The sequence below is a fragment of the Nocardia africana NBRC 100379 genome (genome assembly GCF_001612635.1).
In the GTDB taxonomy this organism is placed as follows: domain Bacteria; phylum Actinomycetota; class Actinomycetes; order Mycobacteriales; family Mycobacteriaceae; genus Nocardia; species Nocardia africana.
On sequence record NZ_BDAV01000005.1, the window covers coordinates 182,571 to 202,322 of the forward strand.

The 19,752-nt window shown below is 66.6% G+C and carries 17 protein-coding genes and 2 tRNA genes; 5 read left to right on the plus strand and 14 right to left on the minus strand.

What is annotated here, in order from left to right; all coding sequences use genetic code 11:
• The first annotated feature begins 44 nt into the window (after positions 1-44).
• A complete protein-coding gene (locus NA3_RS06030) occupies positions 45-2,261 on the plus strand; it encodes an RNA degradosome polyphosphate kinase (RefSeq protein WP_062962540.1) in 2,217 nt (738 codons plus the stop codon).
• 146 nt (positions 2,262-2,407) lie between these two features.
• A complete protein-coding gene (locus NA3_RS06035; RefSeq protein WP_062962905.1) occupies positions 2,408-3,307 on the plus strand; it encodes an NUDIX hydrolase in 900 nt (299 codons plus the stop codon).
• A 96-nt stretch (positions 3,308-3,403) separates the two neighbouring features.
• Here the strand turns inward: NA3_RS06035 and NA3_RS06040 are convergent, their stop codons facing one another.
• The 3 genes from NA3_RS06040 to leuC form a co-directional block, all read right to left on the minus strand.
• Positions 3,404-4,060, minus strand: coding sequence for an HU family DNA-binding protein (locus NA3_RS06040; protein ID WP_062962541.1), 657 nt, complete (start codon positions 4,058-4,060; stop codon positions 3,404-3,406).
• A 156-nt stretch (positions 4,061-4,216) separates the two neighbouring features.
• On the minus strand, positions 4,217-4,825 hold the full coding sequence (leuD, locus tag NA3_RS06045) for a 3-isopropylmalate dehydratase small subunit (protein WP_062962542.1): 609 nt from the start codon (positions 4,823-4,825) through the stop codon (positions 4,217-4,219).
• A gap of 36 nt (positions 4,826-4,861) precedes the next feature.
• Complete coding sequence (leuC, locus tag NA3_RS06050) at positions 4,862-6,286, minus strand: 3-isopropylmalate dehydratase large subunit (protein ID WP_062962543.1); 1,425 nt, start codon at positions 6,284-6,286, stop codon at positions 4,862-4,864.
• 235 nt (positions 6,287-6,521) lie between these two features.
• Here leuC and NA3_RS06055 point away from each other — a divergent pair, with 235 nt between their 5' ends.
• Together NA3_RS06055 and NA3_RS06060 are read left to right on the plus strand one after the other, a co-directional pair.
• A complete protein-coding gene (locus tag NA3_RS06055; protein ID WP_062962544.1) occupies positions 6,522-7,223 on the plus strand; it encodes an IclR family transcriptional regulator in 702 nt (233 codons plus the stop codon).
• Between the two features lie 54 nt (positions 7,224-7,277).
• Positions 7,278-7,778 carry a pyridoxamine 5'-phosphate oxidase family protein gene (locus NA3_RS06060; protein ID WP_062962545.1) on the plus strand — a complete coding sequence of 167 codons (501 nt, stop codon included), beginning with the start codon at positions 7,278-7,280 and terminating at the stop codon, positions 7,776-7,778.
• A 69-nt stretch (positions 7,779-7,847) separates the two neighbouring features.
• Here NA3_RS06060 and NA3_RS06065 read toward each other — a convergent pair.
• The 4 genes from NA3_RS06065 to NA3_RS06080 all read right to left on the minus strand — a co-directional run bounded on the left by NA3_RS06065 (position 7,848) and on the right by NA3_RS06080 (position 10,603).
• Positions 7,848-7,920, minus strand: a tRNA-Glu gene (locus NA3_RS06065).
• Positions 7,921-8,058: 138 nt separating this feature from the next.
• Positions 8,059-8,130: transfer RNA gene (locus NA3_RS06070), tRNA-Gln, on the minus strand.
• Between the two features lie 227 nt (positions 8,131-8,357).
• Entirely contained in the window at positions 8,358-9,815 is a 1,458-nt protein-coding gene (gene gltX / locus NA3_RS06075) for a glutamate--tRNA ligase (RefSeq protein WP_062962546.1), read from the minus strand.
• Positions 9,816-9,829: 14 nt separating this feature from the next.
• Complete coding sequence (locus tag NA3_RS06080) at positions 9,830-10,603, minus strand: fumarylacetoacetate hydrolase family protein (protein ID WP_062962906.1); 774 nt, start codon at positions 10,601-10,603, stop codon at positions 9,830-9,832.
• A 165-nt stretch (positions 10,604-10,768) separates the two neighbouring features.
• Here NA3_RS06080 and NA3_RS06085 point away from each other — a divergent pair, with 165 nt between their 5' ends.
• Positions 10,769-11,944, plus strand: a complete 1,176-nt coding sequence (locus NA3_RS06085) for an MFS transporter (RefSeq protein WP_128145370.1) — start codon at positions 10,769-10,771, stop codon at positions 11,942-11,944.
• Between the two features lie 532 nt (positions 11,945-12,476).
• Here the strand turns inward: NA3_RS06085 and NA3_RS06090 are convergent.
• From NA3_RS06090 to NA3_RS06120, 7 genes are all read right to left on the minus strand, one after another.
• On the minus strand, positions 12,477-13,484 hold the full coding sequence (locus NA3_RS06090) for a 3-isopropylmalate dehydrogenase (protein ID WP_062962548.1): 1,008 nt from the start codon (positions 13,482-13,484) through the stop codon (positions 12,477-12,479).
• Positions 13,485-13,927: 443 nt separating this feature from the next.
• Positions 13,928-15,526 carry a phosphoglycerate dehydrogenase gene (serA, locus tag NA3_RS06095; RefSeq protein WP_062962549.1) on the minus strand — a complete coding sequence of 533 codons (1,599 nt, stop codon included), beginning with the start codon at positions 15,524-15,526 and terminating at the stop codon, positions 13,928-13,930.
• 235 nt (positions 15,527-15,761) lie between these two features.
• Complete coding sequence (locus tag NA3_RS06100) at positions 15,762-15,965, minus strand: cold-shock protein (protein WP_025351824.1); 204 nt, start codon at positions 15,963-15,965, stop codon at positions 15,762-15,764.
• 546 nt (positions 15,966-16,511) lie between these two features.
• The gene (locus tag NA3_RS06105) at positions 16,512-16,748 is read right to left on the minus strand and encodes a cold shock domain-containing protein (protein ID WP_062962550.1); all 237 of its coding nucleotides are present in this window, start codon (positions 16,746-16,748) and stop codon (positions 16,512-16,514) included.
• A gap of 95 nt (positions 16,749-16,843) precedes the next feature.
• On the minus strand, positions 16,844-17,656 hold the full coding sequence (locus NA3_RS06110; RefSeq protein WP_062962551.1) for an ATP-binding cassette domain-containing protein: 813 nt from the start codon (positions 17,654-17,656) through the stop codon (positions 16,844-16,846).
• Positions 17,653-18,702 carry an ABC transporter permease gene (locus NA3_RS06115; protein ID WP_062962552.1) on the minus strand — a complete coding sequence of 350 codons (1,050 nt, stop codon included), beginning with the start codon at positions 18,700-18,702 and terminating at the stop codon, positions 17,653-17,655. Before NA3_RS06115 ends, NA3_RS06110 begins: the two co-directional genes overlap by 4 nt.
• Before the next feature lie 13 nt (positions 18,703-18,715).
• Complete coding sequence (locus tag NA3_RS06120; RefSeq protein ID WP_062962553.1) at positions 18,716-19,750, minus strand: sugar ABC transporter substrate-binding protein; 1,035 nt, start codon at positions 19,748-19,750, stop codon at positions 18,716-18,718.
• Between the last annotated feature and the right edge of the window lie 2 nt (positions 19,751-19,752).

Below are 19,752 nucleotides of genomic sequence, written 5' to 3' on the forward strand. Positions count from 1 at the left end.
GCACAACGGTGGTGTCGAGCGCGACACCACCCGAGCCGTAAGGAATGATCGTGAGCGTGAGCGAAACGGAGACCGTCCCGCAACAGCCCCGGCTACCGGCGGCCCCGCCGGCGGCCACGCCACCGCCCACCACGGCCGCCGCGGCACAGTTGCCCGCCGATCGCTACCTCAATCGAGAACTGAGCTGGCTGGATTTCAACGCGCGCGTGCTGGCCCTCGCCGAGGACCCCTCGGAACCGCTGCTGGAACGCGCCAAATTCCTCGCCATCTTCTCCTCGAATCTCGACGAGTTCTACATGGTGCGAGTGGCCGGCCTCAAGCGCCGCGCCGAGGCCGGACTCTCGGTCCGCTCCGCCGACGGCCTGTCCCCCACCGAACAGCTGACTCTCATCGCCGAGCGCACCCAGGAACTGGCCGGGCGCCACGCGCGGGTCTTCCTCGACCAGGTGCGGCCGGCCCTGAGCGACGAGGGTATCGCCATCATCGGCTGGGCCGATCTGGACGACGACGAACGCCGCCGGTTGTCCGGATACTTCCTCGACCAGGTGTTCCCGGTGCTGACCCCGCTCGCCGTCGATCCCGCCCACCCCTTCCCCTACATCAGCGGCCTGAGTTTGAATCTGGCTGTCACGGTGAAGGATTCCGAGACCGGCGGTGAACATTTCGCCCGCGTGAAGGTGCCCGACAACGTCGACCGCTTCGTCCGGGTGCGCCGCACCCTCGACGAAACCCCCGGCGCCCGCAGAGATTCCGACATCACCGCTGTACCCCGGCTGGCCGCCTTCCTGCCGATGGAAGATCTGATCGCCGCCCACCTCGATCAGCTCTTCCCGGGAATGGAAGTGGTGGAACACCATTCGTTCCGCATCACCCGCAACGCCGACTTCGAGGTCGACGAGGACCGCGACGAGGATCTGCTGCAGGCCCTCGAACGCGAACTGGCCCGCCGCCGCTTCGGATCGCCGGTGCGCCTGGAAGTTTCCGACGATATGACCGAGCACATGCTCGAGCTGCTGCTGCGCGAACTCGACGTCGACCCGGGCGATGTGATCCAGGTGCCCGGCCTGCTCGACCTGTCGTGCCTGTGGCAGGTCTACGGCGTCGACCGGCCGCTGCTCAAGGACGCGCCCTACGTGCCGGCCACCCCACCGGCGTTCGGTGAAAGAGAAACGCCGCGAAACGTTTTCGCCGCCCTGCGCGAGGGCGACGTGCTGGTGCACCACCCCTACGATTCGTTCTCCACCAGCGTCCAGCGTTTCATCGAGCAGGCCGCGGCCGATCCGCAGGTGCTGGCCATCAAACAGACCCTCTACCGCACCTCCGGCGACTCCCCGATCGTCAACGCGCTCATCGACGCCGCCGAGGCCGGTAAGCAGGTCGTCGCACTGGTCGAGATCAAGGCCCGCTTCGACGAACAGGCCAACATCAAATGGGCGCGCGCGCTGGAGCAGGCGGGCGTGCACGTGGTGTACGGCCTCATCGGCCTGAAGACCCACTGCAAGACCTGCCTGGTAGTGCGCCGCGAGGGCGCCACCATCCGCCGCTACTGCCATATCGGGACCGGCAACTACAACCCGAAGACCGCACGGCTCTACGAGGACGTCGGACTCCTCACCGCCGCACCGGAGATCGGCGCCGACCTCACCGACCTGTTCAACTCGCTGACCGGCTATTCGCGAAAGGCCAACTACCGCAACCTGTTGGTCGCGCCGAGCAGCGTGCGCTCGGGCATCGTGGAGCGGATCCGGCGCGAGACCGAACTGGCCGCCCAGGGCGTGCCGGCCCGTATTCGCCTCAAGGCCAACGCCATCGTCGACGAGCAGATCATCGACGCGCTCTACCGCGCGTCCCAGGCCGGCGTGCCGGTGCAGATCGTGGTGCGTGGCATCTGCGGGCTGCGGCCGGGTGTGCCCGGGATGAGCGACAACATCGAGGTGCGCTCGATTCTCGGCCGGTTCCTGGAACATTCGCGCATCATGCATTTCCAGGCCCAGGACGAGTACTGGATCGGCAGCGCCGACATGATGCACCGCAATCTCGACCGGCGCGTGGAGGTCATGGCGCAGGTGAAGGATCCGAAGCTGCGCGAGCGGCTGGCGGTGGTCTTCGATTCCGCCCTCGATCCCGCGACCCGATGCTGGGTGCTGCAGCCCGACGGCAGCTGGGCGGCCCAGCCGAGCCCCGACGCCGACAGCCGCGGCGTGCAGGTGCGCGACCATCAGGAGTTTCTCATGCGACTGCGGAGGCCGAACCAGCAGTGAAATCCTCGGCCACACGAGATTTCGATCGGTCCCCGGAAGACGGCGACACCGCCCTCGATCGCCTCGGCGACACCGGCGGATCGATCAGCGACGGCGAGACGGGTACAGATGACGGCAGCTCGGGCGACACGATCTCGGATCCGCGGGTGACCGCCAACATCATCGCCGCCGGCGCGGTGGTGTGGCGGCGGCCCCGCGACGGCGGTCCGGTCGAGGTGGCCCTCGTCCACCGGCCGAAATACGACGATTGGTCGCTGCCCAAGGGAAAGCTCGACCCGGGCGAAACCGCAATGGTCGCGGCCGAGCGCGAAGTGGCCGAAGAAACCGGCCTGAACTGCCGTCTGGGACGCTATCTCGGTCGGGTCACATATCCGGTACCCGGACATCGCAAACTCAAACGAGTGGACTATTGGGCGGCCACACCCGTCGCCGGCGAGTTCGTCACCAATTCCGAAGTCGACCAGTTGCGGTGGCACCGGGTGGACCGGGTGATGGACCAACTCTCCTACCCGATGGATCGCCGAATCATCCGCAATTTCCTGCGTCTGCCGCCCGATACCGCGACCCTGGTGCTGGTGCGGCATGCGAAAGCGGGCCGCCGCGACCGATTCACCGGTCCCGACGACGAACGGCCACTGGAAAAGGCCGGTCGCGCACAGGTCGAGGTGCTGACGCCGAATCTGCTCGCCTTCGGGCCCGGAGCGGTGTACTCGGCGCCTCCGCTGCGTTGTGTGCAGACCGTCGCGCCGGTCGCCGAGGTCCTCGGCCTCGACATCGCCCGCGAGCCGCTGCTGTCGGAAAGCGGTTATGCCGCAGCACCGGAGGCCGGTGTGGCTCGGCTGCGGGAACTGGTCTCCTCCGACGTCGTTCCGCTCGTGTGCAGTCAGGGCAAGGTCATTCCGGATCTGCTGCAACGCTGGGCCGACGACGACGGCCTCACCCTGCCGCCGGCCCGGAACCGCAAGGGCAGCGTGTGGGTGCTGTCGGTCGCCGACGGACGGCTGGTCGCCGCCGATCATCTCGATCGGTCCCTGCGTACCCACTGAATCCGGGAAAACACGGACGAGCCCGGAAACGCATCGAACCGAAAACGCAATGACCCCGGACCGAAAGGACCGGGGTCATCGGCGTCGCGTCACTCGCTATCGCCGCGTGGTGCGCTTGGTTGCCGTGCGCTTGGCAGCGGTCTTCTTGGCGGGTGCCTTCTTGGCCGCGGTCTTGGCCGCGGTCGTCTTCTTCGCCGCGGTCTTCTTGGCTGTCGTCGCCTTGGCGGCCGTGGTCTTCTTGGCCGGAGCCTTCTTGGCCGCGGTCGTCTTCTTCGCCACGGTCGCCTTCTTCGCAGGCGCCTTCGCGGCCGTCTTCTTGGCGGTCGTCTTCTTGGCCGGGGCCGCCTTCTTCGCCGTGGTCTTCTTCGCGGCGGTCTTCTTGGCCGTGGTCTTCTTGGCGGCGGTCTTCTTCGCCGCACCCGACACCGGCGCTGCCACACCGCGTTTCACGGCCGGACCGGCCGCCGCGATCTTCTGCTTGCCCGAGATGATCGCCTTGAACTGCGCACCCGGGCGGAACGCGGGCACCGAAGTGGGCTTCACCTTCACCGTCTCGCCGGTTCGGGGATTACGCGCCACCCGTGCCGCCCGCTTGCGCTGTTCGAATACACCGAATCCGGTGATTGTGACGCTCTGACCCTTGTTCACCGCACGCACGATCGTGTCGACAATGTGCTCGACTGCCGCAGTGGCCGTGCGCCTGTCAGTACCCAACTTCTCGGTCAGAACATCGATCAGTTCCGCCTTGTTCATTGAATCCTCCGCAGACTAATGGCCCGTCGTCGGACCGACTAGGTACCACGGTAAACCCTGAATGGGCAAGAGTCTATGTGCCACGCCAAATTTCATGTGGCGTGGCACACGCGCAGCAACCTCGATTGGTTGCCCTCAGCTAACACTCGAGACTGTTCAGTCCCGTGAAATAGCCGCTGGAATGGTGGTCGGTTTCCAAGACGGCCTTGCCTTTTCGAACTGCTCGATGGCCTCTTCCTGCCGAAGAGTCAGTCCGATGTCGTCGAGACCTTCCAGCAGCCGCCACCGGGTGTAGTCGTCAATATCGAAGGGCAACACGGTGGTTCCAGCGGCCACAGTGCGCGCCTCGAGATCGACGATCAATTCCAGGCCGGGATGTTCTTCGATCAACTTCCAGAGCAATTCGACATCATGTTGTGACATCTGCGCGGCCACCAAGCCGCCCTTACCGGCGTTGCCCCGGAAGATGTCGGCGAAGCGGGAAGAGATCACCACCCGGAAGCCGTAGTCCATCAATGCCCAAACCGCATGCTCTCGCGACGATCCCGTACCGAAATCCGGTCCCGCGACCAACACACTTCCCCGGTCGAAGGGGGTGGTGTTCAAAATGAAGCCCGGATCCGAACGCCAGGCGGCGAACAGACCGTCCTCGAATCCCGTTCGGGTCACCCGTTTCAGATAGACCGCCGGGATGATCTGATCGGTATCGACATTCGACCGGCGCAACGGCACGCCGATCCCCTTGTGCACCTTGAACGGTTCCATAGTTGCTCCTGTAGTCCTGAGGTGAATTCCGGCCGGTCAGTTCAGATCCGCAGGCGCCGACAACCGGCCCCGCACCGCCGTCGCGGCCGCGACCTGCGGCGAAACCAGATGCGTGCGGCCGCCTTTACCCTGGCGCCCCTCGAAGTTGCGGTTCGACGTCGAAGCACAGCGCTGACCGGGAGAAAGCTGATCCGGATTCATTCCCAGGCACATCGAGCAGCCGGCCTGGCGCCATTCCGCGCCCGCCGCGGTGAAAATTTCGCCCAAACCCTCGGATTCGGCCTGGGCACGCACCCGCATCGAGCCCGGCACGATCAACATCCGCACGCTGTCGGCGACCTTGCGGCCCCTCAAAACGTCCGCCACCGCCCGCAAATCCTCGATCCGGCCGTTGGTGCACGATCCCACGAAAACCGTATCCACGGGCACCTCACGAAGCGGAGTTCCGGGCTCCAAATCCATGTAGGTCAGCGCCTTCTCCGCGGCCGCTCGCTCGTTTTCGTCGGCGAAATCCTCCGGATTCGGCACCACGTCGCCCAGCGGGGCGCCCTGACCGGGGTTCGTGCCCCAGGTGACGAACGGCGTCAACGACGCGGCGTCCAGGTGCACCTCGGCGTCGAAAGTGGCGTCCGGATCGGTCTTCAGCGCCTCCCAGGCGGCCACCGCCGCATCCCAGTCCGCGCCGGTGGGGGCGTGTTCGCGGCCCTTCAGGAATTCGTAGGTGACCTCGTCGGGAGCCACCATGCCCGCCCGGGCGCCGGCCTCGATGGACATGTTGCACATCGTCATCCGCGCCTCCATGGACATGGCGCGCACGGCCTCGCCGCGGTATTCGAGCACATAGCCCTGTCCGCCGCCGGTACCGATCTTGGCGATGACCGCCAGAATCACGTCCTTGCTCGTGACGCCGGGCGGCAGCTGGCCATCGATATTGATCGCCATGGTCTTGAACGGCCGCAGCGACAACGTCTGCGTCGCCATCACATGTTCGACCTCGCTGGTGCCGATACCCATCGCCAGCGCGCCGAATGCGCCATGGGTCGAGGTGTGCGAATCACCACACACCACGGTCATGCCCGGCTGCGTCAAACCCAGCTGCGGGCCGACCACGTGCACGATGCCCTGTTCGATATCACCCATCGGATACAGCCGGACGCCGAATTCCTCGCAATTGCGCCGCAGGGTTTCCACCTGGGTGCGCGAGATCGGATCCGCGATCGGCTTATCGATATCGACCGTGGGCACATTGTGGTCCTCGGTCGCGATGGTCAGATCCGGCCGGCGCACCGGGCGGCCCGCAGCCCGCAGCCCGTCGAAGGCCTGGGGGCTCGTTACCTCGTGCACCAGGTGCAGATCGATGTAGATGAGATCGGGTTCGCGCTGCGCACCCTCTCCCGCACCCCGTACGACGACATGCTGATCCCAGACCTTCTCCGCCAGCGTGCGTGGCCGTTCGGCCATGACAACCACCTCTCTGTGCCTATTGCGACGGCTTCGCCGCCGCGGTTTGCGGCCCCCTGGGCCTCGGTTCTTCCCTCCTCCGCTCAGTCGCTGCGCTCCCTCGCTCCGTCAGTCCAGAACCGAGGCGGGCCGCAAACTTGGAGGTGGGCGTCCTTTCGAGGTCCACCGGCCGGTATGCGTCTTTGGTGTTCGACGAACTTGCCAATCTCACTATGCGAGACGCTAATATCGTTCTATGAGACAGCATAGCGGCATCGGGGTGCTCGACAAAGCCATGGCCGTGCTTTACGCCGTGGCCGAACAACCGTGTGGACTCAACGAGCTGTGCACCCGCACCGGACTGCCCCGCGCCACCGCGCATCGGCTGGCCGTGGGGCTGGAGACCCATCGCATGCTGGCTCGCGACGCCGCCGGCTCCTGGCGGCCCGGCCCGGCGCTGTCGGAGCTGGCCACCACCGCCGAGGACCCACTGCTCGACGCCGCCGCCGTCATCCTCCCCCGGCTCCGTGAGATCACCGGCGAGAGCGTGCAGCTCTACCGGCTCGACGGGCACTCCCGTATCTGCGTGGCCGCTCTCGAACCCACCTCCGGCCTGCGCGACACCGTCCCGGTCGGCGCCCGCCTGCCGCTGACCGCCGGATCGGCCGCGAAGGTCCTGCTGGCCTGGGCCGATCCGGAACTGCAGCGGGGTGTCCTGGCAGATGCGGTCTTCGGTGAGCGCGCCCTGGCCGAGGTCCGCCGCCGGGGCTGGGCACAGAGCGCCGCGGAACGGTCCGCGGGTGTGGCCAGCGTCTCGGCGCCGGTGCGCGACGGAACGTCTCAGGTGATCGCCGCGGTCTCGGTATCCGGTCCGATCGATCGCATGGGCCGGCGCCCGGGCGCGCGCTGGGCCGCCGATCTCGTCGCCGCCGCCGATGCCCTGCACAAGCGACTCTGATCGCCGGATAACGAGCTGTGATTCCGGCCATACGCCGTAAAGTATCGTGACCGCATGGGAGTGAACCAACGCGCACAGATCGTGATGTCCGAGACGGAGATCACCGAATTCCTGGAACGCAGCCGCATCATGACGCTGGCGAGCCTGGGCAAGAACGGAACGCCGCATCTCACGGCGATGTGGTACGGCCTGGTCGACGGTGAGATCTGGTTCGAGACGAAGGCCAAGTCGCAGAAGGCGGTGAATCTGCGGCGCGATCCGCGCGTCACCGTCCTGGTCGAGGCGGGCGACACCTACGACCAGCTGCGCGGGGTGTCGATCGAGGGCCGCGCGGAGATCGTGGAGGACCCGGAGGCACTGTTCAAGGTCGGCATCAGCGTCTGGGAGCGCTACACCGGCCCCTACACCGAAGAATTGCGCCCGATGGTGGAGGCGATGCTGAACAAGCGCATCGCGATCCGCGTGGTGCCGGAACGGGTGCGCAGCTGGGATCACCGCAAGCTCGGGATGCCCGCTATGCCGCCGGGTGGATCGACCTGGCCGGTGCGGGACTGACCGCACTCCCGCAACGGGAACCCGGGAACGAGAAAAGCCCTCCAGCTCGCGCTGGAGGGCTTTCGAATGTAGCCCCGACGGGATTTGAACCCGCGCTACCGCCTTGAGAGGGCGGCGTCCTAGGCCGCTAGACGACGGGGCCGAGGACTTCCCCGAAGGGAGATCTCCGTGGATCTTTCGATCGAGGAGGCTCGGCAAGCTTAACCGGCCGAGACCCGGCGACCAAATCGCCGGGGATGCTGTTCCGTCTCGACCGAACGAAGCGAATCAACATTCTCCGCTGGGGTACCAGGACTCGAACCTAGAATGGCTGAACCAGAATCAGCTGTGTTGCCAATTACACCATACCCCAATGACCTGGGCTTTCGACCTCTCCCCTGCCGGTTCGAGGCCCTCGTTCCGGGCCGAGAAGAAGAGTACCAAACCCCTCCCGTACTTATCCAAATCGTCTGGTCAGAGCCCATTTTCCGGGCCGATACGGCCCCCGGACTCCCGGCGGGCGGTCACGAAGCCGCGACCGCCCGCCGGAACGACCGATTCGATGACCGATTCGGCGAGTATCCGGGGCCGGCGCGGCTCCTACGCGAGCGCTGCCCGCAATCGCTGCATGGTCAGCTCGCGGCCGAGCAGTTCCAGCGATTCGTACAGCGGCGGGCTGATGTGCGATCCGGTGACCGCCACCCGCACCGGACCGAAGGCCTTACGCGGTTTGAGCCCCAGATCGTCCACCAGAGCCTTTTTCAGCGCCTCCTCGAGCACGGTCGGCGTCCATTCGGAAACACCGTCGAGCGCCGCCACGGCGGCCTGCAACACCGGCACCGCATCGGGCCCCAGATTTTTTTGCGCCGCGGCCTCGTCGACAGCAAACTCCTCGGCCGGCACGAACAGAAACTTCAACAGATCCCACGCATCACCGAGAACCACGATCCGGGTCTGCACCAACTCGGCCGCCGCGGTGAAAACTCGATCGTCCACTTCGGCGCCGATGTGGCCCTGCGCGGTGAGGAACTCCCGCAACCTCCGGGCGAAATCCCCGGTATCCAGCAAACGAATGTGTTCGGCGTTGATCGCATCCGCCTTCTTCTGGTCGAAGCGGGCCGGATTCGAATTTACTTTCGATATCTCGAAGGCATCGACCATCTCCGCCATGGAGAAGACATCGCGGTCCTCGGCGAGGCTCCATCCGAGCAAAGCCAGGTAATTCAGCAAACCTTCAGGAATGAATCCGCGATCCCGGTGCGCGAAGAGATTCGACTCCGGATCACGTTTGGACAACTTCTTGTTGCCCTGGCCCATCACGAAGGGCAGATGACCGAACTCCGGAGTGAACTCCGCCACCCCGATCCGCTGCAATGCGGCATACAACGCGAGCTGTCGCGGAGTGGAGGAAAGCAGGTCTTCCCCGCGCAACACGTGTGTAATTTTCATCAGTGCGTCATCGACCGGATTCACCAGCGTATAGAGCGGATCACCGGTGCCGCGGGTGAGCGCGAAATCGGGCACCGTCCCAGCCTTGGCAGTGATCTCCCCGCGAACCAGATCGTTCCACACCAGATCACTGTCGGGCATCCGCAGGCGCACCACCGCCGGGCGGCCCTCAGCCTTGTAGGCCGCAATCTGCTCGGGGGTCAGATCGCGATCGAAGTTGTCGTAACCGAGCTTCGGATCGCGTCCGGCGGCCCGGTGACGCGCCTCGACTTCGTCTGGGGTGGAGAAGGATTCATAGGCTTCGCCGGCCGCCAGCAACCTCTGGACGACATCGAGATGAAGCTCACGCCGCTGCGACTGACGGTAGGGACCATAGGGCCCGCCGACCTCCGGCCCCTCGTCCCAGGTCAGTCCGAGCCACCGCAGCGCGTCCAGAATCGCGTGGTACGACTCCTCGGAATCGCGTGCGGCATCGGTGTCTTCGATACGGAAGACGAAGGTGCCGCCGTGGTGGCGAGCGAACGCCCAGTTGAACAGCGCGGTCCGGATCAGGCCGACATGCGGTGTGCCGGTGGGTGACGGGCAGAATCGGACCCGTACGTCAGTCATAGTCCTTCTCTCGATCAACGTTTGGCGGCAACAGGATTGGTAAGGGTACCGATGCCCTGAACCGTCACGGATACGGTTTGCCCATCCGTCATCGGTCCTACACCTTCCGGCGTTCCGGTGAGGATGACATCGCCGGGCAGCAATGTCATCACCTTGGTGACCCACTCGATCACTGTCGGAATGTCGTGCAGCAGAAGTGAAGTCCGGCTGCGCTGGCGCACCTCACCGTCGAGTTCGGTGGTGATCTCGAGATCGCCCGGATCGAGTTCGGTTTCGATCCACGGCCCCAGCGGGCAGAAGGTGTCGTAGCCCTTGGCGCGCGTCCACTGCCCGTCATGGCGCTGCTGGTCACGCGCGGTCACGTCGTTGGCGACGGTGTAACCGAGAATGACGTCTGCGGCTCGGGCGGCCGGCACGTCCTTGCACGGGCGGCCGATCACCACCGCCAGCTCCCCCTCGTATTCGACCTGAGAGGAATTGGGCGGCAAGAGGATCGGCAGGTTCGGCCCGACGATGGAGGTATTCGGCTTCAAGAAGATCACGGGATCCTCCGGCGCCGGTCCGCCCATCTCCGCGGCATGCGCGGCGTAGTTCTTGCCGACGCACACCACCTTGCTGGCCAGGATGGGGGCCAGCAGTCGCACATCGGCCAGCGGCCAAGTACGGCCGGTGAATGTCGGGGTACCGAACGGATGCTCGGCGATTTCACGAGCGATCTCGTCGGAACCGTCGGTTTCGATACTCACGAACGCGACCCCATCGGGGCTGGCAACACGACCTAGACGCATGGCGAAGAGTCTATCCACCTGCCCGAACGCGGCCGACCACCCGGTCTGCGACAGCCGGATGTGACGAATTTCGACTTGCCGACCGGGCACTTCCTGGGTGTACGGTAGGAGCCTGTTCACAGTGTAAGACTCTGATCCCAAAATATGAGATTCGAGGTGAGGGCGTTGACCACCGTGACCCCCGTGCGCGCGACCCGGCGGTGGACGATGCTCGCCCTCGGAGTGTTCGCGCAGTGCTCGAGCGCGGTCATCGTGCACGGCACCCCGTTCCTGTTGCCGGCGCTGACCGATCGCGGAATGCCCTTGGCCACAGCGGGTCTGCTGGTCGCGATGCCGACGGTCGGCCTGGTCTGCACGCTGATCGCCTGGGGATACATCGTCGACCGGGTGGGCGAGCGCACCGTCCTGGTCGCCGGTCCGGTCGTGATGTGTGTGGCAGGTGTGGCTGCTGCGACGGTGACGAACTCCGGCATCCTGGGCGTGCTGCTGTTCCTGGCCGGTATGGGCGCCGCCAGTACCAACGGCGCGAGCGGACGGGTGATCGTCGGCTGGTTCCCGGTCGATCAGCGCGGGCTCGCGATGGGCATCCGCCAGACCGCGCAGCCCCTGGGTGTCGCTATCGCGGCGATGTCGATACCGGCTGTCGCTGCCGCACACGGGTTTTCCACGGCGATCCTGGTGCCGGCGGCGATGGCGGGCGTCGCGGCGATCGGCTGCCTGATCGGGATCGTCGACCCGCCCCGTCCCGCGAGCAACGGCGCGCATCCGGACAACCCGTATCGGGGCGATTCCACGCTGTGGCGTATCCACGCGGTATCGGTGCTGCTGGTGATCCCGCAGGCCACCCTGTGGACGTTCGCGCTGCTGTGGCTGCATCGCGATGCCGGGCTATCGCTGCCGGTGGCCGGGGCGATCGTCACCGCGACCCAGATCCTGGGCGCTGCCGGGCGCATCGGCGCCGGTGTCTGGTCCGACCGCGTCGGCAGCCGCCTGCGTCCGTTGCACACCGTGGCGATCGCGGCTGTGGTCTCGATGGCCGCCCTGGCCGGCACGGCCTGGCTGCACTGGTGGTGGGCGGCGATCCCGATCCTGTTCGCCGCGTCGATGATCACCGTGGCGGACAACGGCCTGGCCTTCACCGCCGTCGCCGAGATCGCCGGTCCGTACTGGAGCGGCCGCGGCCTGGGCATCCAGAACACCGGCCAGAACCTGGCATCCGCCGCTGTCGCACCGATTTTCGGCGCTCTCATCACCGCCGCAGGGTTCCCGGCGACCTATCTGGTCGCCGCGATCATCGCCGCGGCCGCCGTCCCCTTGGTGCCGATCGCCCGCAACCGCTGACGCCCGGGTTCCCCACGCCCGCACCCCTTTCCGTCACAGTACGGAGCGCGACCGTGGGGAAACCCTACGCCGCGAACAGCTTTCGAAGTTGTACTTACAACCTGAACTTCGCCGGACAATGCCGACAGGCGACTCGGGAACGACAAGGTCGAATCGTTCTCGATCGACGCCCGACCTTGTGCGGGCGACACAATCACATCTCGATCAGCGCAGCTGGATCGAACTCGACCGGAAAAACCTTGTCTGCCTCGATATCCGCGCCCGGCTTCCCTCGCCGACCGTCGGCTCCCATCGGTAGCCGTCGTCGCCGAGCACGGAACGATGAATTCGGATATGTGGCTGATGCTCGATGATCCAATACTGTGGGATCCCGAGTGCCGCGTACTCGCGGACTTTGCGCACCCGGTGCGACAGCAACCAGCGCCGCGAAGAACTCGTGGCGCGCATCCGAACGCATCGTGTCGGAGCCGCACACGCGACAATCCCCCTGTCGCGCAACTCTTTACGCGACAGGGGGATCGGCTGGGCAAACTCAGATCGACGCGGCGATGCGGTCACCGATTTCGACCGTGGAGGCGGTACCGGTGCGGGCGGCGAGGTCCTTGGCCACCGCGGCTTCGATGCGGGCGGCTTCCTCGGACCGGCCGAGGTGGTTCAGCAGCAGCGAGACCGAGAGGATGGCGGCGGTCGGGTCGGCCTTGGACTGGCCGGCGATATCGGGGGCGCTGCCGTGGACCGGCTCGAACATGCTCGGGTTGGTACCCGAGGCGTCGATGTTGCCCGAGGCGGCCAGGCCGATACCACCGGACACCGCCGCGGCGAGGTCGGTGATGATGTCGCCGAACAGGTTGTCGGTGACGATCACGTCGAAGCGGCCCGGATCGTTGACCATGTGGATGGTCGCGGCGTCGATGTGCTGGTAGGCGACCTCGACCTCGGGGTACTCCGCGCCGACCTCGGTGACGGTGCGCTGCCACAGCGAACCGGCGAAGCTCAGCACGTTGGTCTTGTGCACCAGCGTCAGGTGCTTGCGGCGCTGCTGAGCCTTGTCGAAGGCGTAGCGCACCACCCGCTCGATGCCGAAGCGGGTGTTGGTGGAGACCTCGGTGGCCACCTCGTGCGGGGTGTTCACGCGGATCGCGCCGCCGGTACCGGTGTACGGGCCCTCGGTGCCCTCGCGCACGACGACGAAGTCGATCTCCGGGTCGCCGGACAGCGGGCTGGTGACGCCCGGGTACAGCTTCGACGGACGCAGGTTCACGTGGTGGTCGAGCGCGAAGCGGGTGTGCAGCAGCAGACCGCGCTCGAGCAGGCCGCTGGGGACCGACGGATCGCCGATCGCGCCCAGCAGGATGGCGTCGTGCTGCTTCAGCTCCGGCAGCACCGAGTCCGGCAGCACCTCGCCGGTCGCGTGGTAGCGCTTGGCGCCCAGGTCGTACTCGGTCTTCTCGACCCCGGGCACGACCACATCGAGTACCTTGAGCGCCTCGGCGATGACCTCGGGCCCGATACCGTCACCGGCGATGACAGCCAGCTTCATATGACAACGCTCCGTTCGTTCCTGCTCGCGGCTCGCAACGCGTATGCGGCCGAATCAGCCAAGGGCGGTCGATCGGCGGCGTTGCGCCCGGCCGGATCGCCGACACCGCCACACTATCGGTCCCCCGGATCACCCCGATAACCAGGGCAAGCCGCTCCCAATGAGTGAGATCGGGGACGGTCCCGCGATCGCGGCCGGTGCCGCGAGTCCTGCGAAAGCCTCGATTCTTCCGAACCGCCGCGTTCGTGCACCGTCGATGCGGGCGCGGAACAACGGCGTCCGGTGTCGCTACTGCTCCCGCCGCCCTGCTCGTTCCCCTGGTCCCACTGGTACGCGACGTCTCCCGAAACGCACAATGCGCGCGAATCCGGTTCCGCACCATCGCGGTTGGATTCGCGCGCACTGTCACGCGTTGCGGTCGAGCCGGTTACGGCCCGCCGAAATCAGCTGAGGTCGACCTGAACGACCTTCGCGGCGCCCACGGCCTCGGCGATCGAGGACTGCACCTCGGCCGGGACGGACTCCTCGACGCGCAGAATGACCGTCGCGCCTTCCTTGTCGATGTCCTGGCTCAGCTGAGCGGCCTTGATGTCGATGGCCGCCTCGCCCAGCTTGGTGCCGATCTTGCCCAGGGCGCCCGGACGGTCGTCGTAGTTGAGGATCGCCAGGTTGAGGCCCTCGGCACGCATGTCGTAGTTGCGGCCGTTGATGTTGACGATCTTCTCGACCTGAGCGGGCTCGGTCAGGGTGCCGGCGACGTTCAGGGTGCGGCCGTCACCGAAGACGGCGCGCAGGTCGACCAGGCTGCGGTGGGTCGGGCTCTCGGTGTGGGTCGTGACGGACGCCTCGAGGCCCCGCTCCTCGGCCAGCGACGGGGCGTTGACGAAGGTGACCGCATCCTCGATGTGCGCGGAGAACACGCCGCGCAGGGCCGAAAGTTCCAGCACCGCAACCTCTTCCGAGGACAGCTCGCCGCGCACCTGGATCTCGAGGGAGACCGGCAGCTCGTCGGCGAGAGCGCCCAGCAGCACACCCTGCTTGCGGACGATGTCCAGCCAGGGGGCGACGATCTCGCTGACCGCACCACCGGCGACGTTCACCGCGCCGGGCACGAACTCACCGGCGAGGGCCAGCTGCACCGACTTGGCGACATCGGTTCCGGCCCGGTCCTGGGCCTCGGCGGTGGAAGCGCCCAGGTGCGGGGTGACGACGACCTGCGGCAGCTCGAACAGCGGGCTGTCGGTCGACGGCTCGGTCTCGAACACGTCGATGCCGGCCGCGCGCACGTGGCCGGAGGTGATGGCGTCGGCCAGCGCCTGCTCGTCGATCAGACCGCCGCGGGCGGCGTTGACGATGATGACGCCCTTCTTGGTCTTGGCCAGGGTCTCCTTGTTCAGCATGCCCTTGGTCTCGGGGGTCTTGGGCAGGTGAATGGAGATGAAGTCGGCGCGCTCGAGCACCTCGTCCAGGCTCAGCAGCTCGATGCCCAGCTGGGCGGCGCGGGCCGGGGAGGTGTAGGGGTCGTACGCGATGACCTTGGTCTCGAAGGCGGCGAGGCGCTGCGCGAACAGCTGGCCGATGCGGCCGAGGCCGATGACGCCGACGGTCTTGCCGAAGATCTCGACACCGTTGAACTTGCTGCGCTGCCAGGTGTGCTCGCGCAGGGTGGCGTCGGCGGCCGGGATCTGGCGGGCGGCGGCCAGCAGCAGGGTGACGGCGTGCTCGGCGGCGGTGTGGATGTTGGAGGTCGGCGCGTTGACGACCATGACACCGCGCTCGGTGGCCGCGGGCACGTCGACGTTGTCGAGGCCGACACCGGCGCGGGCGACGATCTTGAGGTTCTTACCGGCCTCGAGCACCTCGGCGTCGACGGTGGTGGCCGAACGGACCAGCAGCGCGTCGGCCTCGGGCACGGCGGCCAGCAGCTCGGGTCGATTGGGGCCGTCGACCCAGCGAACCTCGACACCGTCACCGAGCGCGTCGACGGTCGACTGGGCGAGCTTGTCGGCGATCAGAACAACAGGACGGCCATTTTGGCTCACTGTGGGGCACTCCTGGGGAAAGAGGTCGGCATTTACCGCGGACCAGCTTAATGGTCGCGCTCCGGCGCCGGTGTACCGCCCGGTAGGCAGCCGCCCTCACACCGCCGCCGAGCCGCGGCCGTGGCGCATCCGGCCCCGGACGCGGAAGAGCCCCGCATCTCGAAAGATGCGGGGCCCCACTGTAAGTCGCGGACAGTTCACGCTACGTAAAGTGGCGCGCAGTCAGCGGACTCGATCAGATAACGCTGACGTTCTGAGCCTGCGGGCCCTTCTGGCCCTGCCCGATCTCGAACTCCACGCGCTGCCCCTCGTCGAGGGACCGGAATCCACTACCGCTCACAGCCGAGTAGTGCACGAACACATCGGGACCACCGTCATCCTGAGCGATGAACCCGAAGCCCTTCTCGCTGTTGAACCACTTCACTACGCCTTGCGCCATTTCATACCTTCTGTAGACGAGCCGAGCCGACCAACTTCACGGTCGGCCCGTTCTCGATGTTCCAGCCTGCCACGGACCGCGATCTCGCGCCACCACAGCAGCCACCCGAGACGGGGGATACCGCGCCCGGAGCGAAAATATCGCTTTTCGATCGGCGTGCGCTGTGATTGTCCCGTGATAGCGCGGCCCGGCCGCGCCCGGTGCGCCGCGACGGGCGGCGGGAATCATGTGCGCGGCCGTCCGGCCGCAGAAATGGGTCGACCCCGGACACCGCGGTCCGGGGTCGACCCGAGGTCGCGTCATGCGACCGAAATCAGTGATCAGCCACCGAAAGAGCCGGTCCACAGGGTGTTGACCAGGCCGTGGAAGGCGGCACCCAGGGTGTCGAACAGGCCGTTCACAGCAGCGCTACCGGTGTCGATGATAACGGGGATCATAAATACCTCTTCGTTGTTTCAATTCAGTCGTACAAACTGACGATCAACATATCGAGGGCCCTCAAAGGCGCGTTAACCCGATTTCTGGAAAAGTGATCTGCCCGACAGGTCACAGTTCGTGTGCGTCCGGCCACAGTCGGCGCATCGGCTCGATTCGGACGCCCTTGGCTTCCGGTCCGGCCTTGGTATGGCGAACGTCGAACTCGACGCGCTGGCCCTGGACCAATCGCCGGAAACCGTCGCCGTGAACCTCGGTGTATTCGACGAAAACGTCGGCTCCGCCACCATCCGGGATTATGAAACCGAAGCCTTTCTCACTGTCGAACCACTTCACCGTGCCGTGCAACTACGCTTCTCACTTACTTCTCGACGTCGGGCCAGGCAGAGGGTAACCGGCCCCCCACCGACAGTCCAGCGCCGGCGGCCGCCGCACACCGCCACTCACTCCGGCAGCGGACGACGCAATTCATGTTGCAGCGCTTCCAGTTCCGCGCCGCCGGCCATCTGCCGGGTCAGCTCGGGAAGGTCGATCTGCGACTTGTCGTAAGCGCCGAGTGCGCGGCCGCGCCGCAGCAGCAGGAATCGGTCGCCGACGGGATAGGCGTGATGCGGATTGTGCGTGATCAGCACGACTCCGAGCCCGCGATCGCGGGCCTGCGCGACATAGCGCAGCACCACGCCGGACTGTTTGACGCCGAGCGCGGCGGTCGGTTCGTCGAGGATGAGGACCTTCGCGCCGTAGTGGACCGCGCGGGCGATCGCCACACATTGTCGCTGCCCGCCCGAGAGCGTGCCGACCGGCTGTTCCAGATCGCGAATCTCGATTCCCATGTCCGACAACGCCGCCCGCGTGACCTCGCGCGCGGTCGCACGGTCCAGCAGGCGAAGCGGTCCGACGCCCCTGGTCGGTTCCGAGCCGAGGACGAAATTGCGCCACACACTCATCAACGGCACGACGGCCAGGTCCTGGTAGACGGTGGCGATACCGCGGTCCAATGCCTCGCGCGGCGAGGAGAACCGGGTCGGCTCGCCCTCGATGCGCAGGTCACCGGCATCGTGGCGGTGCACACCGGCGAGAACTTTGATAAGGGTCGACTTCCCGGCGCCGTTGTCGCCGAGTACACAGGTGACCTCCCCGGCCCGCACGACCATCGAGATGTCGGCGAGGGCGACGACGCCGCCATAACTCTTCCCGATGTTCACCGTCTCGATCAGCGGGGCGGTGGTCGGCGCCGGCGTCTGCTGAGGGGTCATCGGCGCAACCTTTCCGCGCGCTTGGCGAAGGCGTTGTTGACCAGTACCGCGGCAAGCAGCAGTACTCCGAGGAAGAGCATGAACCAGTCGCTGTCCCAGCGTGCGAATACGATTCCCTGCCGGGCCATGCCGAAGATCAGCGCGCCGATGGCCGCGCCCAGCACCGATCCGAATCCGCCGGTGAGCAGGCAACCGCCGACGACCGCGGCGATAATGTACTGAAACTCCAGACCCACGCCCTGGTTGGCCTGCACACTCGCGAACCGCAGCAGATTGCAGGAGCCGACGATCCAGCCCGCGACCGCGGTGCCCATGAACAGCAGAATCTTGGTCCGCGCCGCCGGTACGCCGACGGCTCGCGCGCTGGGCAGCGAACCGCCGACCGCGTAGATCCAGTTGCCGAAGCGGGTGCGCAGCAGCACCACCGTCGCCACCGCGGTGACGGCGATCCACCACAGCACCGAGGCTTGGATGCGAGCCTCACCGAGATTCGTCGTCGCCGCGAAAACCCAACCGGCCGAGGCGTATCCGGGCGCGGAACGGATTCCCGACACCTGCACGGTCCCCGTGACCAGCCGTGTCACGCCGAGGTTGAGGCCCTGCAGGGCGAGGAACGTGCCCAGGGTGACGATGAAACTGGGCAGGCCGGTGCGCATCACCACCCACCCGTTCAGCGCGCCGACCACGAGGGCGAAGAGCAGGGAGACGGCCAGCGCGAACCACACGTTCCAGCCCGCGTGCACCGCGAGCATGGCGGTCACCAAGGCCGTCGACGCGGTCATCACCCCGGCGGACAGGTCGAATTCGCCGCCGATCATCAGCAGCGCGACCGCGACGGCCATGATGCCGAGCGTGGAGGCGTCGTCGAGCCAGGTGGCCACGCCGAGGGGGCTGAGGAACCGGTCGGTGATCACGGCGAAGAAGACGAACACCAGCAGCGCGCCCAGACCGGCGCCGATTTCGGGCCGGACGATCAGCCGGTTCAGTAGCGACGGCCGGATCGCGGCGGGTGCGGTGGTTTCGGAAATCGTTGCGGTGTCGGTCATTACAGCTCCCTGCTCAGCGCGTGCCCTGTGCCACGAGGGCGGCGATGGCGTCGACGTTGGTCTTGTCCACGAAGGCGGGTCCGGTCTGCACCGGCATCCCACCCCCGACCGTGTCGAGATTGCGCCGATACAGCTGCAACATCACGACCGGCAGATATCCCTGCTCGTACTGCTGCTGGTCGACGGCGAACACCAGGGTTCCGGCCCGGATCGCGCTCACCACATCGGAATTCAGGTCGAAGGTCGCGACGGCGGCGCGCGAGCGGGATTCCCGCACGCCGTCGACGGCCCGGGCGGCGATCTGCGAATTGAGGGTCAGCACGGCGTCGATCGAGCGGTCGGCCTCCAGCGCTCCCTTGATCCGTGACTGCGCATCGGCGGGATTGTTGATGTCGACCTGCAAGGTGGTGGCGTGGCCGCCGAATCCGTCGATCGCGCCGGCACAGCGGTCGTTGGCACCGATATTGCCGGCTTCGTGGATGACGCAGAGCATCGTGGTCCTGCCGCCCTCACGGAGGCGTTTCCCGGCGGCCGCTCCCGCCTGCCGCTCACTCTGCCCGACATGACCGATCGCACCGGCGGTCGTGCTCTCGGCTTCGCCGGAGTTGATCGTGACGACCGGAATCCCCGCGGCGACGGCGTGCTCGACGGACGGGCGCAGCGCCTGCGGATCGGCCATCGACACCACCAACCCGTCCACATGCTGCGCGACGGCGTTGTCCACCAGCTTGGCCTGCTGCCCCGGATCGCCCGAGGAGTTGTATTCGACCCGGATGCCCAGATCCTTACCGGCCGCCTCGGCGCCGTTCTTCACCACATTCCAGAACGCGTCGCCGGGGCTGCCGTGGGTGACCACGGCGACCGAGTTCAGCGGAGCGGTCGAAACGGTTGCGGGAGTGGCTGTTTCGGAGACGTCGGCTCCGGGTCCGCTGCACGCCGCCAGAATCGCGGTGAGAGCCAGCCCCGGCGCGAGGCGGCGTACGAGGCCGCGCCGATGTCGCGCGGGCGCGGCAGAACGGTCGGGAATCCGGTGTGGCCGTGCGGTCATCG

What these genes read in the sequence shown, in the direction of transcription:
- gltX (WP_062962546.1), bottom strand. Translation starts at nt 9,815, where the DNA reads ATGACTGACGTACGGGTCCGATTCTGCCCGTCACCCACCGGCACACCG.
- NA3_RS06060 (WP_062962545.1), top strand. Translation starts at nt 7,278, where the DNA reads ATGGGAGTGAACCAACGCGCACAGATCGTGATGTCCGAGACGGAGATC.
- NA3_RS06080 (WP_062962906.1), bottom strand. Translation starts at nt 10,603, where the DNA reads ATGCGTCTAGGTCGTGTTGCCAGCCCCGATGGGGTCGCGTTCGTGAGT.
- NA3_RS06100 (WP_025351824.1), bottom strand. Translation starts at nt 15,965, where the DNA reads ATGGCGCAAGGCGTAGTGAAGTGGTTCAACAGCGAGAAGGGCTTCGGG.
- NA3_RS06055 (WP_062962544.1), top strand. Translation starts at nt 6,522, where the DNA reads ATGAGACAGCATAGCGGCATCGGGGTGCTCGACAAAGCCATGGCCGTG.
- leuC (WP_062962543.1), bottom strand. Translation starts at nt 6,286, where the DNA reads ATGGCCGAACGGCCACGCACGCTGGCGGAGAAGGTCTGGGATCAGCAT.
- NA3_RS06120 (WP_062962553.1), bottom strand. Translation starts at nt 19,750, where the DNA reads ATGACCGCACGGCCACACCGGATTCCCGACCGTTCTGCCGCGCCCGCG.
- NA3_RS06110 (WP_062962551.1), bottom strand. Translation starts at nt 17,656, where the DNA reads ATGACCCCTCAGCAGACGCCGGCGCCGACCACCGCCCCGCTGATCGAG.
- NA3_RS06030 (WP_062962540.1), top strand. Translation starts at nt 45, where the DNA reads ATGATCGTGAGCGTGAGCGAAACGGAGACCGTCCCGCAACAGCCCCGG.
- NA3_RS06115 (WP_062962552.1), bottom strand. Translation starts at nt 18,702, where the DNA reads ATGACCGACACCGCAACGATTTCCGAAACCACCGCACCCGCCGCGATC.
- NA3_RS06040 (WP_062962541.1), bottom strand. Translation starts at nt 4,060, where the DNA reads ATGAACAAGGCGGAACTGATCGATGTTCTGACCGAGAAGTTGGGTACT.
- leuD (WP_062962542.1), bottom strand. Translation starts at nt 4,825, where the DNA reads ATGGAACCGTTCAAGGTGCACAAGGGGATCGGCGTGCCGTTGCGCCGG.
- NA3_RS06090 (WP_062962548.1), bottom strand. Translation starts at nt 13,484, where the DNA reads ATGAAGCTGGCTGTCATCGCCGGTGACGGTATCGGGCCCGAGGTCATC.